This is a genomic window from Micromonospora sp. WMMA2032, assembly GCF_002688545.1.
GTDB classification, from domain to species: domain Bacteria; phylum Actinomycetota; class Actinomycetes; order Mycobacteriales; family Micromonosporaceae; genus Micromonospora; species Micromonospora sediminicola.
Genome location: NZ_CP024052.1, coordinates 4,695,519 through 4,710,339, shown reverse-complemented (window position 1 = coordinate 4,710,339; position 14,821 = coordinate 4,695,519). Strand labels below are relative to the sequence as shown.

At 68.4% G+C, this 14,821-nt stretch carries 13 protein-coding genes and 1 tRNA gene; 5 read left to right on the top strand and 9 right to left on the bottom strand.

Features of this window, described 5'->3' with window-relative positions:
- Positions 1-6: 6 nt before the first annotated feature.
- Positions 7-891, bottom strand: a complete 885-nt coding sequence (locus tag CO540_RS21800; RefSeq protein ID WP_099163449.1) for a LysR family transcriptional regulator — start codon at positions 889-891, stop codon at positions 7-9.
- A gap of 71 nt (positions 892-962) precedes the next feature.
- On the opposite strand from CO540_RS21800, the gene CO540_RS21795 reads away from it, so the two are divergent.
- Positions 963-1,619: a type 1 glutamine amidotransferase domain-containing protein gene (locus tag CO540_RS21795; RefSeq protein WP_099163448.1), complete on the top strand. Its 657-nt coding sequence runs from the start codon at positions 963-965 to the stop codon at positions 1,617-1,619.
- 59 nt (positions 1,620-1,678) lie between these two features.
- Here the strand turns inward: CO540_RS21795 and CO540_RS21790 are convergent, their stop codons facing one another.
- The 4 genes from CO540_RS21790 to CO540_RS21775 all read right to left on the bottom strand — a co-directional run bounded on the left by CO540_RS21790 (position 1,679) and on the right by CO540_RS21775 (position 4,087).
- Positions 1,679-2,293 carry a histidine phosphatase family protein gene (locus tag CO540_RS21790; protein ID WP_099163447.1) on the bottom strand — a complete coding sequence of 205 codons (615 nt, stop codon included), beginning with the start codon at positions 2,291-2,293 and terminating at the stop codon, positions 1,679-1,681.
- 68 nt (positions 2,294-2,361) lie between these two features.
- Positions 2,362-2,796, bottom strand: coding sequence for a VOC family protein (locus CO540_RS21785; protein ID WP_091568982.1), 435 nt, complete (start codon positions 2,794-2,796; stop codon positions 2,362-2,364).
- A gap of 35 nt (positions 2,797-2,831) precedes the next feature.
- Positions 2,832-3,233, bottom strand: a complete 402-nt coding sequence (locus tag CO540_RS21780; protein WP_091568979.1) for a helix-turn-helix domain-containing protein — start codon at positions 3,231-3,233, stop codon at positions 2,832-2,834.
- The gene (locus CO540_RS21775; RefSeq protein WP_099163446.1) at positions 3,230-4,087 is read right to left on the bottom strand and encodes a sigma-70 family RNA polymerase sigma factor; all 858 of its coding nucleotides are present in this window, start codon (positions 4,085-4,087) and stop codon (positions 3,230-3,232) included. Before CO540_RS21775 ends, CO540_RS21780 begins: the two co-directional genes overlap by 4 nt.
- A gap of 125 nt (positions 4,088-4,212) precedes the next feature.
- Here CO540_RS21775 and CO540_RS21770 point away from each other — a divergent pair, with 125 nt between their 5' ends.
- The 3 genes from CO540_RS21770 (at position 4,213) to CO540_RS21760 (ending at position 6,566) form a co-directional block, all read left to right on the top strand.
- Positions 4,213-4,677, top strand: a complete 465-nt coding sequence (locus tag CO540_RS21770) for a carboxymuconolactone decarboxylase family protein (protein ID WP_216642296.1) — start codon at positions 4,213-4,215, stop codon at positions 4,675-4,677.
- 248 nt (positions 4,678-4,925) lie between these two features.
- The gene (locus tag CO540_RS21765) at positions 4,926-5,630 is read left to right on the top strand and encodes a hypothetical protein (protein ID WP_099163444.1); all 705 of its coding nucleotides are present in this window, start codon (positions 4,926-4,928) and stop codon (positions 5,628-5,630) included.
- 42 nt (positions 5,631-5,672) lie between these two features.
- Positions 5,673-6,566: a tetratricopeptide repeat protein gene (locus tag CO540_RS21760; protein WP_099163443.1), complete on the top strand. Its 894-nt coding sequence runs from the start codon at positions 5,673-5,675 to the stop codon at positions 6,564-6,566.
- 831 nt (positions 6,567-7,397) lie between these two features.
- Here the strand turns inward: CO540_RS21760 and CO540_RS21750 are convergent.
- From CO540_RS21750 to CO540_RS21740, 3 genes are read right to left on the bottom strand one after another with little or no spacing between them, the layout of a single operon-like run.
- Positions 7,398-10,442 carry a type I restriction endonuclease subunit R gene (locus tag CO540_RS21750; protein ID WP_099163441.1) on the bottom strand — a complete coding sequence of 1,015 codons (3,045 nt, stop codon included), beginning with the start codon at positions 10,440-10,442 and terminating at the stop codon, positions 7,398-7,400.
- Positions 10,439-11,653, bottom strand: coding sequence for a hypothetical protein (locus CO540_RS21745; RefSeq protein WP_157779170.1), 1,215 nt, complete (start codon positions 11,651-11,653; stop codon positions 10,439-10,441). The genes CO540_RS21750 and CO540_RS21745 overlap by 4 nt, the downstream gene beginning before the upstream one ends.
- The gene (locus CO540_RS21740) at positions 11,646-13,145 is read right to left on the bottom strand and encodes a class I SAM-dependent DNA methyltransferase (RefSeq protein ID WP_216642295.1); all 1,500 of its coding nucleotides are present in this window, start codon (positions 13,143-13,145) and stop codon (positions 11,646-11,648) included. Before CO540_RS21740 ends, CO540_RS21745 begins: the two co-directional genes overlap by 8 nt.
- A gap of 760 nt (positions 13,146-13,905) precedes the next feature.
- Here CO540_RS21740 and CO540_RS31055 point away from each other — a divergent pair.
- Entirely contained in the window at positions 13,906-14,463 is a 558-nt protein-coding gene (locus CO540_RS31055) for a tyrosine-type recombinase/integrase (RefSeq protein ID WP_253866142.1), read from the top strand.
- A gap of 73 nt (positions 14,464-14,536) precedes the next feature.
- Here the strand turns inward: CO540_RS31055 and CO540_RS21730 are convergent.
- Positions 14,537-14,613: transfer RNA gene (locus CO540_RS21730), tRNA-Thr, on the bottom strand.
- Between the last annotated feature and the right edge of the window lie 208 nt (positions 14,614-14,821).

The following is a 14,821-nucleotide window of genomic DNA, read 5'->3' as shown; positions in this document are numbered from 1 at the left end:
GCCCGCTCACCAGCCGGGCGCCGCCGCCAGCAACGCCCGGCGCACGGCCTGGACCTCGCGCCGGCCGGCCACCGCCGGCCGCGCCGCGAGGAAGAGCGTGTTGAGCGGGGGCACCGGCGGCGCGAGCAGCGCCCGCACCGCGCCGGAGGCCAGCTCACCCCGGCAGAGGTACGCGGGCAGCACGCTCGCCCCCGCACCGGCCACCACCGCCGCCCGGACCGCCCGCAGGTCCGCCACGACCAGGCTCGGCGTGCGGGTGAGCCGGGTGTCGAAGACGGTCCGCCAGTACCGGCGCAGGATCGGCGCCTCCTCCCCGTAGGCGACCAGCGGCACGTCCCGCAGCGCCGCCGGGGTCACCGGGTCCGGTAGCCGATCGGCCCAGGCCGGTGCCGCCACCAGCACGAACTCCTCGTCGTAGAGCGGCTCCACCACCACCCCCCGCCGACGCGGCCGCACGCTGGTCACCGCCAGGTCGAGCCGGCCGGCCACCAGGTCGTCCAGCAGCCGATCCGGCAGCCCGGCCGCGACCCGCAGCTCCAGCCCCTCGGCCACCAGCCCGCCCAGCGCCGGCAGCACCCGCTCCGCGAGCAGCTCGGCCGGCCCGCCGAGGAAGACCGTCCGGGCGTACGCGGCACCCGGCTCGTCGGTCAGCACGGCCGCCAGCCGGTCCAGCGGCTCGGCCACCCGGCGGGCCAGCTCGTCCCCGGCGGCGGTCGGGGTGACACCGCGCGGCAGTCGGTCGAAGAGCGGCCGACCGACCGCCTCCTCCAGCGCGCGCAGTTGCGCGGTCACCGTGGGCTGCGCCACACCCAACAGCTCGGCCGCGCCGGTGACCGACCCGGCCCGGTGCACGGCGAGGAAGCTGCGGAGCAGGTCCAGGGACACCTTCACATCAGCAAACCTATCGCCGACGTGACTCTTGCCTATTGGTCAGCTATGGATCAGCGCGCCAGCATGGTGGCATGACTCGTGCACTCATCGCCCTGACCAGCCACTCCGAACTCGGTGCCACCGGCCGCAAGACCGGCTACTACGTCGGCGAGGCCGCCGAGCCGTGGGAGGTCTTCCGGGCCGCCGGGTACGACGTCGACCTGGTGTCCGTGGCCGGCGGCGAGCCGCCGGTCGACGGCCGGGACACCGACGACCGGACCCAGAACGACTTCCTGGCGACGGCCGGCGTGACGGACACCCCGAAGGCCGCGACCGTGGACCCGGACGGCTACGACGTGATCGTCTTCGCCGGCGGCCACGGCACCATGTGGGACTTCCCCGACGACCCGGACCTGGCCCGGATCGCCCGCGGGGTCTACGAGCGCGGCGGCGTGGTGGCCGCCGTCTGCCACGGCCCGTCGGCGCTGGTGAACCTCACCCTCTCCGACGGCTCGCGGCTGATCGCCGGCAAGCGGGTGGCCGGTTTCACCAACGACGAGGAGGCGGCCGTCGGCCTCACCGACGAGGTGCCGTTCCTGCTCGCCGACAAGCTCACCGAGGCCGGCGCGCAGCACGTCCCGGCGCCGAACTTCACCGAGCACGTGGTGGTCGACGGCCGCCTGGTCACCGGCCAGAACCCGCAGTCGGCCCGCGCGCTCGCCGAAGCCGTGGTCAAGCTCCGCGGCTGACCCGTCGGGCGCGCCGCCCGCCTCGCACGTCATTCCGCGAGGCGGGCGTGGTTCGGGTGTCAGAACCGGTAGTCGTCGGGGAAGCCGGTGGCGCGCAGGTCGGCCGGCAGGTGGGCGGCGTCGTTCAGCGCGACCACCGTCGGCGGGCCGGCGTCGCTGTAGCGGATCACGGTCAGCGCGCAGTTGGCGTGGTTGAGCCCGATCCAGCGGCGCTCCGGCGCCTCCAGCGCGTGCCGGACCAGCCAGGCGACCAGGAAGTTGTGCGTGATCACCAGCTCCCGGACGTCGCCCTCGGCGGGGGCGGTGGCGAACCGGGCCACCGCCTCCGCCGTCACGCGCGGCCCGTTTCGCCGTTCCGCGTCGGTGAACTCGGCGAGGAACGCGGCGTACCGCGCCGGCAGGCCGGTCGGGTCGGTGTCGTGCGGCATGTGGTCGCCGGCCCGCTCGTCCTCGTGGACCGGAACACCCGGCAGCTCCTTCGCGACCAGCGCGGCGGTCTCCGCGGCCCGGGCCAACGGCCCGTGGTGCACGGCGTCGATGCGCGCGCCCCGCAGCCGCTCGCCGAGCAGCGTCGCCTGCCGCCGGCCCCGGGCGGAGAGACCGACCTCCGGGGCCTCCGTCCCGGTCTCCTCCTGCTCGCCGTGCCGGGCCAGGAACAACAGGCGGCTCGCCATCGGTCACCCCTTCAGGATCGGGAGTGGCCGACCCTAGTCGGTCGCTCCCCGACCCCGCAGCCCCGTGGTCAGCCGTTCGCCCACTGCTCCCGCGGGTGCATCTGGCCGATCCGGATCCGGTTGCCGAACGGGTCCCGGATCCCGAAGTCGATCCCGTACGGCCGGTCGGTCGGCTCGTCGGTCACCTCGACCCCCTTGGCCACCAGATCCGCGTACGTCTTGTGCGCGTCGTCAGTGGTCAGGAACAGGAAGCCACCGGCGGCGCCCTTGGTGAGCAGCTCGCGGACCTGCTCGGCGGTCTTCGGGTCCAGCGCCGGCGGGCCGGGCTTCTCCAGCAGGATCTCCCGCTCGGCGTCACCCGGCACGTTCACGGTCAGCCAGCGCATGAAGCCGAGATCCTGGTCGGTGTTCACCTCCATGCCCAGCTTGCCGACGTAGAAGTCGAGCGCCTCGTCCTGGTCGAGCACGTAGATCTGCGAGCGGGAAATCGAAGTCATCGTCATGCCGTCGACGCTAGAGCACCGCCCTGACCTGCTGCTTATCCAAAACTGCTGGGTCTGGTCCAGGATTTGGCGAAGCAGCTCGGCACGTTCGCGGCGGCGGACCGGCGCCGCCGGAAATCGCGGGGCGACTCCCCGACGATGTCGCGGAACGTCCGGCTGAACGTGCCGAGGCTGGTGAAGCCGACCGCGAGGCAGATGTCGGTGACGTCGCGGTCGGTCTCCAACAGCAGGGACATGGCCCGCTCGACCCGACGCCGCTGCAGGTAGCGGTGCGGCGTCTCGCCGAAGGTGGCCCGGAACGTCCGGATGAAGTGCGACTCGGAGACGTGCGCGATCCGGGCCAGCGCGGGGATGTCCAGCGGCTGCGCGTACGCCCGGTCCATCGCGTCCCGGGCCCGCAGCATGGCCCGGTTGGACTCCTCGGTCGCCCGACTCATCCGGCGACCACCAGGTCGAGGTCGGCGAGTTGGTCCGGGTCGGCCACCACCTCGATGCCGATGATCCGGTCGGTGACGGCGAAGCTGAGCGCGAGTCGGATCCGGCCGTCGAGCACCACCACCGCGCCGGCCGCCCCGTCGACCCAGGCGGGCACCGCCGCCTGCGCCCGACCGTTGAAGAAGCCGGCCACCGCCGACGAGCCACGGACCTCGGCGCTGCCACCCATCCGTACGGCGGCGGCGTCCTCCCGCAGCACCACGTGCGGGTCGAGCAGCGCGACCAGGTCGTCGAAGCGACCCTCCCGGGACGCGGCGAGGAACGCCTCGACGACCCGACGCTGCCGGGCCGGGTCGGTCACCGGATCGGCGGAACGGCCCTGCACCCGGCGACGGGCCCGGCCGGCGATCTGCCGTACCGCCGGGGCGCTGCGGTCGACCACCGGCGCGATCTCCTCGAAGGAGACGGCGAACATGTCGTGCAGCACGAACACCAGCCGCTCGGTGGGGCCGAGCGTGCTCAGCACGACCTGGAGCGCGTGCCCGACCCGCTCGGCGAGCAGCGCCTCCTGCTCCGGCTCCGGCACGGTCGAGGGCTCCTCGCCCACCGCGTCGACGGTCTCCTCGTGCCGATGCCCGGCCGACCGCAACCGGTCCAGGCAGACCCGGCCGACGGTGGTGGTCAGCCAGCCCGGCAGGTTGTCGATCCCGGGAATGTCGGCCCGGTTCAGCCGCAGCCAGGCGTCCTGCACCGCGTCGTCCGCCTCGGCGGCCGAGCCGAGCATCCGGTGGGCCACCGCCCGCAGGCGGGGCCGCTGCTCCTCGAAGCGCCGGGCCACCAGGTCCGCGTCGGTCACGACCCCCCGCCCTTCACCGCCGCGTGATCGCCGTCACATCCGTCACACCACCGGCCCGGATCTCGACAGACGGGCGAGGGCGGCGAACGGACGCCGCCCAGCCTACAAGGACAGGACGGACGACCATGAGCCTCGAAGCCCGCATGCCGAACCCGGCCGCGCTGCTCCCGGACACCGTCAAGGCGGTCAACCTGCTCTACCGGGCCGCGCACTCGGCCGGCGTGCCCGGCGGCACGTTGGAGCTGGTCCACCTGCGGGCCAGCCAGATCAACGGATGCAGCGCTTGCGTCGACTCGGGGGCGCGCGGCGCCCGCAAGAACGGCGAGACCGAGGAGCGGCTGTTCGCGGTGGCGGCGTGGCGGGAGACGCCGTACTTCACCGACGCCGAGCGGGCCGCGCTCGACCTGGCCGAGCACGCCACCCGTCTCGCCGACCGCGGCGACGCGGTGCCGGACGCGGTGTGGACCGAGGCGGCCCGGCACTTCGGGGAGAAGGAACTGGCGGCGTTGGTGCTCTGGATCGCCACCACCAACTTCTTCAACCGGATCAACGCGACCACCCGGCAGCCGGCCCCGCAGAACTGGGGCTGATCCGCAGGTGTGGCGCGGGGCGTCAGGCACCCCGCGCCACACAGAGTTTCCTGTCAGTGACACAGCGTCTATAAAATCGACGCTTTTCGCTCTAAGATCGGGCTATGCCCCCACACCCCAGGGGTCGGGTCGCCCGCGCCAGGATTGTCCCTCCCGGCCAGCTCAACCTCTTCCGGACTCCCGCGAATCAGGTGCTGGACGCACTCCAGCCTGGCTTACGGGAGGAGCGCTACGGTCGGCTCTGGCGGGTGGGCCGGACGAGCGTCCGGGACGGGATCGTCTACGGGCGCCTCGGTTTCCAGAAGCAGGTGGACGTGGACCTGTGGGACGACCGGACCCAGGACTTCACGCCCAGCGCCGTGGCCGACGGGATGGCCGCTCCCTTCGCCCTCCGCCTTGCCGATCTCGTGGTGATCTTCCAGATCCGCCGGGACATCAGGGTCATGTCGTTCACCGGGGCGTTGCGTTCCATCCTCCGCAACGCGACCACGGACGAATGGGACGTCCGTTCGCTGACCGGCGAGACACGCTTCTCCGACTGGCGGCAGACCGTCGACGTGGTCACCCGCGTGCGATTCCGCTTCGAGGACGGACCGGTGGCGCCGCCGAGGGTGGACGGGCTGCTCCATCTGCTCCGGCAGGCCAACGGCGACATGGCGACCTTGGACCTGCGGGGCCGGGTCGGCATCGACAGCGACTGCCCCCTGGTCAAGGAACTGCTCGCCCACGCCGAGAACGGCCGGGGCGAATTGACCGCCAGGGGCCGACGGGCCGACGACGGCGATGCCGAGCGCGTCTGGGCCAGCACCCTCGGCGGCGAGACCGTCCTGAACGACGTGCCGGTGGACACCGTCACCAGGGAGGCCGACCACCACGCCTTGCTGGACCAGATCCGTCAGGTGGAGGTGACCCACTCGACGTCCCCGCCGTCCGACCCCGCAGCCGCCGGGTGATACTTCGGTGCTCGCCGATCATCCCGCCGAGGAGCAGCCGCGTTGGAGTCGAAGTCCGCCCCGGTCGAGGACGCCGTCGCGCGCGCCCGCGACCTGGTCCTCGCCAAGGAGTTCAAGCCCGCGGTCACGCTGCTGCGCGCGCACCTGCGGACCCACCCCGACGACAGCCTCGCGTGGCGTCGACTGGCCGGTGCGCTCATCGGCCTGGGTGACCAGCACGCCGCGATCGACGCGGCCGGTCGCGCGATCGACATCGACCCCGGCGACACGGTGGCCTGGCGGTACCGGGCGCTGGCCCGGCACCTGCTGGGCCGGCACCGGGAGTCGTACGCCGACGCGCGGCGCGCGGTCGAACTCGCCCCGGACGATCCCGAAGGGCTGAACCTGCTCGCCGTCAACGTGCTCACCGTCGACCGCGACGTGGCCCGGTTCCGCGAGCTCTACCGGCGGGCGCTCACCGTCGACCCGAGCAGCGCGCCGGCGCGGCACAGCGCCGGACTGGACCGGCGGATCCGCCGCCGGGGCGCGGCGACCCTGGTGCTCCTCGCGGTATACCCGCCCTGGTGCGTGCTGTTCCTGCGCTGGCTCGCCGTCGACGACGGCTCCACCGATGCCGGCTGGATGATGTGGCCCACCGTCGTCGGGGTGGCCGTCCTGATCGTCTGCGCCGCGGTCGGTCGGACGTCGGGCGTCGTGCCACTGGTGCTGACCTGGCGCGCGATCGTCGGCGCCGCGTGCGTCGGCGGGGCCGGCGCCGCCGGGGCGGTCTGGGGCGGTACCCGCACGGCGACCATGGCCGCCGCGTTCGGCCTCACGGCTGTGGCGGTGTCGCTGCTCTTCGCGCTCACGTTCCGGCTCCGGCACCGCCGGGCGGGGCGCCTGCCGGAGGAGGACGCCACCGGCGGCCCGGCGCGCGAGACGGCCCGGGTCGCCTGATGGAACTGGAGCCCCCGGCCGGGATCGAACCGGCGACATCTCGCTTACAAGCTCTATGTAGGTCGTCCGGCGTCGTCTGTAGGCGTTCGCGACCTTGGACGATTGTCCGCACGCTTCCGTCGATGGGCGTCCTCGTCCGGGCCGGTTACTGTCGCCGTTGCTGTCGACAGCTACCTCCGCTGCGATCCTGTCGGCTGGTACGGGCCGCACGCCGGCTGACTCCGCAGGCATACTCTGGCCGTGCAGCCACCCGCCAGCCCTGACCCGTGCGGCGCAGCGACCTCCACGGTGTGGGTCTTTCACGGCTCGAACGCTCGTTTCGCTTCCGGTGTGTTCCGGTCTGAAGCTGACGGACTCGTCGGGCACTCTGAGCGAGTACCCCGTAGGGGTCGGCTGTTAAGACCAGGCCGTGGCGGCCGGTCGCTTCCGACCAAGCAAGCCGCACCACGGAACCCCTAACCATGTTGCTGCCTTCTCGCCTAACCTCAGCCACCTGCATCTGACCGACGGCGTGCCTGAGTAGCCAGGTCGACCGGCTCACGGTTTAGGAAGCAGCTAGCGCTTCATCGGCCGCTGGGCCTTCCAACAGCGCAACAGGACCCGCCCGTTCCACGTCCGCCATGATCATGCCGCGTATAGTCCGGATCTTGCCCTCGCCCGTCGGCTCGACGGCCACCCGCCTCGCCCATCGCCTATGTCGGTCGATGGAGCACATGGCGGTGAGCATCTACATCCGCCGGGCTAGGTCGGCGTGGTCGGTCAGTGTCAGCGGCTGTCGTTCCCCGCGGTCCTGCCCTTGGTGTGACGACCACGGGGATCAGGCATTGGCCATCAGTAGTTCTCGCTGACGTACGCGTAGGCATTGTCGAACAGGGGCCCTGTCGCTGGAAGTCCGTATCGGCCTAGGACGAGGCGGAGCTGCTTGCGGACGATCTTGTCGCCCTCCTGGGTCTCGTTCCAGCCAGTGAACCGGACTTCCTTCACGATCGAGTCAATGGCCTTAACGACCTCTTCAACGATAACTGGGGTTCCTTCCGGCTTGTAGGTCTCCACGATCTGGGTCAGCGCGCCGATGTTGGGATCCAGTAGGCGTTCTGCCTCGTCGAGTCGGCCCTCGCCTTCGAGGCGCTCAGCCTGGACAGCCAGTTTGGCTACTTCGAGGGCCTTCTTCAGGTACTCGACAGAGTCCTCGGCCTTCTTGATGGCCTGCGCCCGGAGCTGGTCAATCTTTTCGGCGAGGCTTCTGTACACCGCTGCACCGGTGGCTTCGAAGCGGCGCTTGATGCGGGTGTCGATGGTATCGAGTACTTCCGCCAGGGTGATGGGCTCTTCGGCGAAGTCGCGGTCGTTGCCGCCGAAGTTGAAGCCCCCTTGTTCGGCTAGTTCGCGCATCGCCTCGATGGCGGCCGGATCCACGACGACTTCTTCGAGACCGGTACCGACGACGACGACGTCGGTAATGTGGCCGTGCACCAGGTCGAGGGTCTTCGCTCCGAGTCGCGCCCACAATAGATCATTGGAGACACCCGTTGGCTTAACGGCCTCGTAGACCTTCGCCAGCCAGGAGTAATCGTGCTTGTGCGCGGCAAGCACCGGCGCCGGGTACAGGAACTCCCAGAGTGTCTGCAGACCGGTGAACACTCGGGCGAACGCATCTCGCTCGTCTGCAGCGGCGAGCCGCTGCATGGCGTTTTGCAACGCGGCGAAGCCGGAGTCGTTGCGGTCGATGCCGTCGAAGCGCGGTGACAGAATGGCCGTCAGGCGGGCCTCAAACTCGGCCGCCAGATCGTCGACGTCGACCTTTCGTTTGCCGCCTGTTTCCGGGTCTGCTGCCTTAAGCGCCTGGGCGATCTGCTGGCCGAGGCCGATGTAGTCAACGACGAGACCGTAGCGCTTCTCCTGCCGGGTCTTCCGGTTCGTGTAGCGCCGGTTCGGCCGGGTGATGGCCTGGAAGAGGGTGTGGCGGCGTAGCGGCTTGTCGAGGTATTGAGCAAACAGGATCGGCGCGTCGAAGCCGGTGAGCAGCTTCGAGGTGACCACAACAAACGCGAGAGGATCGTTCTCGTCGTTGAAGCGGCGCTTGACTTGAGCCTCCTGCTCGCGGGTCAGGTCATAGGCCGTCCACGCTGTAGGCTCGTCTTTGCTGGTGCCGACGCTCATGACGACTTGGACATCGTACGGCAGGCCACGGTTGGCCAACACACGCTTCAATTCGGTCTCGTAGGCGACGACGAGTTCGCGGTCGTAGGCGACTACCTGAGCCTTCATACCAAGCGGAGCGACCTTGGCGGTGAAGTGCTCGACGATGTCCGTACACACCGCACGGATCCGCTCGGAGTTCATCAGGATTGTCTTAACGCGCGCAGCCTTGCCTGCGAGGAACTCCCGCTGCTCGTCGGTCAACGCCTCCTCGCTCGCCATCTCCTCGAACGCCTCATCCAAGGCGATCTTGTCTAGGTGGGAGTTGACGAGGCGGGTCTCGACATGGATGGGCACCGACGCGCCGTCGAAGATGGACCGTTCGGCGGTGTAGCGATTCATGACGTACCCCTGATCCTCAGGGTCGCCAAACAACTTGAATGTGTTGCGGTCCTTGTCCGAGATCGGCGTGCCGGTCAACCCGAAGAACCTCGCATTTGGCAAAGCTGCGCGCATGTCGTCACCGAGGGAGCCTTCGGTGGTGCGATGAGCCTCGTCGACCAGTACCACGATGTTCGCGCGGTCGTTCAGCGCCGACGCCGGTTGGCTCTTGTCCTCGCGCTCGAATCGGAAGATCGTCGTAAGCACGATCCCCCTGTGGTCCTCGCGCAGCACCCGCCTCAGGTCCTTCTTCGTTTCCGCCACCGACACGCGCGGCAGCCCGGCGGTGCGGAACTGACGCTCCACCTGCTCAATCAGGTCCAGCCGGTCGAGAACCACCAGCACCGTCGGCCCACCTACACGCTCATCATTGATAAGCATGAGCGCTGCAAACGCCATCAGGAGAGTCTTGCCAGTACCCTGATAATGCTCGATCAGACCACTCGGTCGGCCACGCACCACCTTCGAGTGGATCTCCTCGGCCCCCTCAACCTGCGGGTAGCGCGGCAACAACTTCCGCTTCGCCCCGCCGTGCGGCTGCTCAAACAGGGTAAAGTCCCGAAGCACTGACAACACCCGCGACGGGGTCAGCAGCAGATCCACCGTCCGCTCGACCCGGGCGAATCCATCGAGGTCAAACGGGTCGGCCGTCGATCCCCAGATCAGCCACTCCTCCGGCGGCTGGCCCACAGCGCCGTAATGAAACTCCCTACCCTCCGTGGCGGCCAGCAGCACATTCGTCGCGAAGAACGATGGGTGCTGAACCGTGTAGACGTTCGCGAGGTCTCGGGCCCCGTTCAGCCAAGACACCGCCGACTTCACCGGGGTCTTTGTCTCGATCACCACGACCGGGATGCCGTTGACCCACAACACGACGTCGAAGCGGCGCTCCTTGCCAGGTGGCCCGAAGGTCACCTCATCCGACACGACTAGCCTGTTATTGCTCGGGCTGTCGAAGTCAATCAGCCGTAGCGGCACGTACTCGTCAATTCCGATGTACTTGACCGTCCGGTTCCCGCGCAGCAGCGTCGTCATCTGCTCGTTCGCCGCGACGAGACCCTCATTCGCCGCCGACAGCACACCCATTCGGACTAGCGGAAGCACCTCGTCCACGCGCTCCGGCACGCCCTGGATCTCCCGATTTAGCGTCTCGAGCGCCTGGATTAGCCACTCCTCGGCGAGCACCTCGGTCTTGGCGCGCGGCAACTCCTTGCCGGGGACGTGATCCCAGCCGAGGCCGCCGAGCCGGTCGACCAGCCACTTCTGAACTGTCGAGGACTCCGAGAACCCACTCACGAGACTGTCTCCATGCCTTGCTCCTGCCGACTGTCGTACGAGTCAGTAACCGAGATGGACTGAGACAGCAGGGAACTAAGAAGCGTGGAGCGGAAGGAGCGAAGAGCGGTCATTTCGGATTCCACGCGCTCGACCAAGTTCAGAGCAGCCATGTACTGCTCTCCGATTCTCTCCTGATGCTGCTCGTCTATCACGGGAACTGGCAATGCCCTGACTTGCCCGGCGTTCACACTTGCCTGATTCACCGCAGGGCGCGTCACGCGGCGAATGGCGTCACGCATCTGACGAGATCGCAGTAGCACGAACAGGTAGGTCGGCTTCACTCCGTCAGCCCGCAGTTGCAGGATGTTGTCGCCATTAATCAATGGCAAATCCCCCGCGCGGACAAACGCGGTCGCCCCGACGCGATCGAGGCTGTTCTTGTTGCTGAACAGGATGTCACCCTCGGCCAGAACGAAGTTCTTCGCATTGGCGTCCGTGAAGCCTGCGCGACCGGTGCGAAGCAGGTTGATACGGCCAGTCGACATGGTCTCGATGCGGGTTACCGGCCAGCCTCCCTCCGCGGCGCCGCGCTTATACATAACGCCGTTCTGAACCTTGCTGGTGACGGCACCCACCGAGGAGAGGTGCCCAGTGCTTGCCGCGAACGAGAAGGCGGCGTCTGCAATCCGCTGGGCGACGTCGACAACCGCTCGTATCTCGGCACGCAGTGAAGTGACAGCTGTATCGACCGCAGCTATCAGGGCAATCATGCGGCGCTGCTCATGAACGGACGGCAGGGTGACCCGGATCTTCAGGAAATCAGGCTCCTTCAGCCTCCGACGCTCCGTCGTGCCGACCGCGAGCAGCGAGGCCTGTTGCTGAAAGTTCCGTGTCGAGAACAGAAGGCGCATGTAGGCGGGCAGCAGGCGGGTGTTATCGGCTCGGAAGATGGGAAAGTCGGTGGTTACCAGGCATCCCGCCGCATCAGGGCCCACGACGCCGAAGGCAGCCTTAGTGGCCCACATGCGATTGTAGGTGATGTCATCTACGTCGAGGCGGTTCAGTGTTTTGGTTTTCACCGAGGAAGCATCCTCGGTTGCACGAGGATAGACACCCTCGGCATACCACCGCACGCCTGCGAACGGTACCTCGTGGACGTCCGCCACCGACTGTGGGCGACTGGTCGGACTCAGGACCTCGCTCAATGTCACCTCGGCCCATTCACTCACCCGGCACCTCGATCCCAAAGGAACGAAGCTTCTCGAACATGTGCTGCTCGGCGTGCAGCCGAGCGGTGCGGGCCTCTGTGTACGCCTTAAGGGCGCTATCGAGGTCAGCGGCCTCTTCAGTCGCGGCGCGGACGTAGCGACCGATGTTCAGGTCGAAGTCGTTGGCTTTGATTTCACCGAAGGGCACTAGACGGACCTTCACGTCGTCGGGGCCGTCCGGAGCCTCGCCGGTTCGGTATGCATCCAGGATGGCCTGCATCTCGGCGTCTGACATGACGTTCTGCTTCTTGCCCTTTGTAAACCGGGCGGACCCGTCGACGAACAGGACGTGGTTGCGCCGCTCCTCGGGCTTAGTCGAACGGAAGATGAGCAGGCACGCCGGGATGGAGGTCGAGTAAAAAAGGTTAGGCGGCAGGCTGATAACGGCCTCCAACTCGTCGCGCTCGATGAGGCACTGGCGGATCTTCGCCTCGGCGCCGCCGCGGAAGAGGACGCCGTGGGGCATGACGACACCGACGCGGCCGGTGTTCTCCTTCATCGAACAGATCATGTGTTGGATCCACGCAAAGTCGCCATTCTTTGCTGGGGGTACCCCGCAGAGGGAGCGCGGGTCTGCGCGCCAGACGTCGGCACCCCAGTTTGCGAGGCTAAAAGGCGGATTGGCGAGCACCACGTCGAAGCGTTGGTGGGTTCCGTTGGAGGCCCAGAACTTCGGCTCGCGCAAGGTGTCGCCGCGGCGAATCTCCGAGTCCACAGTGCGGTGAAAGGCCAAGTTCATCCGGGCGATCGCCGAAGTGGTCAGATTAACTTCCTGACCGAACAGCCGAACCTCACGGGGGTCTCCGCCGGCGGCCTCGATGGCGTTGATGGTCTCTACGAGCATCCCGCCAGAGCCACAAGCCGGGTCGTAGACGGTTTCCTTGGGCTGGGGTCGCAGGATGGCAACCAGTAGGTGCACGACGGTCGGTGGTGTGAAGAATTCCCCTGCCTTCTTGCCTGATGCTTCCGCGAATTCCTTTAGCAGGTACTCATAAGCGTGGCCGAGCGCGTCATGGCTGACACTGTCGGGGTCAAGGGGGACGCTGTTAAAGGCGTTGATGAGGGCCACTAGAGCTGCTTCGGGAAGCCGGTCCTTGTTGCCCCAGGCGGCGTCGCCGAAGATGTTGGCAAGGGTGGCGGGGTTCGCTTGCTCGATCTTGCCCAGGGCTTTGCTGATCCGAGCGCCGATGTTGTCGGCCTTGACCGTAACCTCGGACCATAGAGTGCCGGCTGGAACGACGAAGCGGTGGTAGTCGGCCTCTATCTCATCGTTGAGGCTGGCACCCCACTCGTCGACCGCGGCCGCGTGCTCATGTTCCCATGTGTCGCTGATCCACTTCCAGAACAGCATCGGGAAGACGTAAGTCTTGAAGTCAGCGGGGTCGACCGGACCGCGAAGAGCGTCCGCGGCGTCCCACAATCTCGATTCCAGTTCGCCCTGGGCGATCTTCACGTACTGCACTCCCCGCTCGATGGTTGCTGTCCGCCTCGTCCCGTAGGACGCCGACACGTTCCTATGTCACTTGGCTTACTCCAGGTGACTGGGACACGTTTGGCAAGAGTGGCGACCCGATGATTCTGCCGCATCCATACAACGCTGCCATCCCCTCCGCCGTCGACCCGCCCTCCTAGGGAGCGGGCCGCCGCCCGGCCCGCCGCGTCAAGCGGACCTTGACCGCTCGTACGGACGCTGGTGGGTCGGGCGGTGGTCTGCTCGGCTTGCCCGGGTCGATTGCGGGCGGGTGGCCTACCGCAACCACGCACGGACCGTGACCCGCCGGCGGAGCCCCGGCCATCCTGGAGCCGGAGCGCCCCCGCCGGAGGCGCAGTAACCGCAACCCCGCGACCGCCGCCAGCTCGCCGACGCGGCCGGCGTCCGCTCCCCTACGCCGCGCGGGCTCGTGGCCGCGCGGCCCGCCCGGCTGCCGGCCCAACCCTCGCCGGTCAACGGCCTGTCGTTCTGCGGCGGCCCACCGGGCTTCTCGCTGTCCGCGCCAGCCGCCGGGCGTCAGGCGTGACGGCCGCGGAGCGACAGCGGCAGCGGCCAGCGCGCGCCCAGGCGGCGGCGCGTGCGGCCCGTTGCGGGCCGCCTTGAAGAAGTGCAGAATCTACGGACCACCACATCGCCGTACCGCCAGCCACTCGAAGAGTCGGATCTACCCTCTCGCCGGCCCGCCCATCAGGGGCTTCGGCTGTCTATCTGATCTTCCCCAATGGGGCTGGCCATCACTGGCAAGCCGCGTAGCGGCGCGGCAGCGATTGCCCTGCCCTCGACGGTGGCCAATCCGCACGCGATCGTCATGGCATGGCTATCCATAGATCGTGCCTATCCCAATCCCGCCCGGCGTGCCGGCCGATGCCGGCCGGAGGCCGCCAGCAGGCCGAGTGCGCCGGGTGGGGCCGCGCTCACGCGGCCCTTGCTCACATTGATGGAGCACCGGGAGCGCCAGCAGGCGGAGCGGGCCGCCCTCTCCGAGGTCTGGGAGGATCAGGGGCCCGTCTTCCCCTCCGAGCGCGGTACGCCGATGGAGCCGACCAACCTCAGCCGCTCCTTCGCCAGGCTCCGGGAAACCGCCGGCCTACCCGGCGTCCGGCTGCACGACCTACGGCACACGGTCGTTTCCCTGCTGATGGAGCTGGGCGTGCCCCCGCACGTTGTCCAAGCCATCGCCCGGCACGCCGACGTCAAGGTCACGCTCAAGGTCTACGCTCACGCCAACCTCGACGCGATGCGCCAGGCGCTCGGCAAGCTCGACGGACGGCTGTCGTGACCCCCGTTGCTGTCAGCGTTGCTGTCAACCGGAGGGATCACGACGGCCACCGGCCGGCATCGCCTTGTGGAATTGGAGCCCCCGGCCGGGATCGAACCGGCGACATCTCGCTTACAAGGCGAGTGCTCTGGCCAGCTGAGCTACAGGGGCGCGTGTGACGGGCTCAGCATAGCGAGTGGCCTCCGGAAATCCCGCCTGGCAGGGCTCCCGAGCACGGAAAACGTCAATTTCCCGACCGGCCGCGCCGACGGATCGTCGGTCTGACGCGCTTCGGGCGGGGAGATTGATGCCTCGCCGTGCCCGGGTGACCGAAATGTGTATGCCGTCCGTCCCACCCGCTGCTCCTCGTCTTGGCACG

What these genes read in the sequence shown, in the direction of transcription:
- CO540_RS21795 (WP_099163448.1), top strand. Translation starts at nt 963, where the DNA reads ATGACTCGTGCACTCATCGCCCTGACCAGCCACTCCGAACTCGGTGCC.
- CO540_RS21790 (WP_099163447.1), bottom strand. Translation starts at nt 2,293, where the DNA reads ATGGCGAGCCGCCTGTTGTTCCTGGCCCGGCACGGCGAGCAGGAGGAG.
- CO540_RS21785 (WP_091568982.1), bottom strand. Translation starts at nt 2,796, where the DNA reads ATGACGATGACTTCGATTTCCCGCTCGCAGATCTACGTGCTCGACCAG.
- CO540_RS21780 (WP_091568979.1), bottom strand. Translation starts at nt 3,233, where the DNA reads ATGAGTCGGGCGACCGAGGAGTCCAACCGGGCCATGCTGCGGGCCCGG.
- CO540_RS21770 (WP_216642296.1), top strand. Translation starts at nt 4,213, where the DNA reads ATGAGCCTCGAAGCCCGCATGCCGAACCCGGCCGCGCTGCTCCCGGAC.
- CO540_RS31055 (WP_253866142.1), top strand. Translation starts at nt 13,906, where the DNA reads ATGGGGCTGGCCATCACTGGCAAGCCGCGTAGCGGCGCGGCAGCGATT.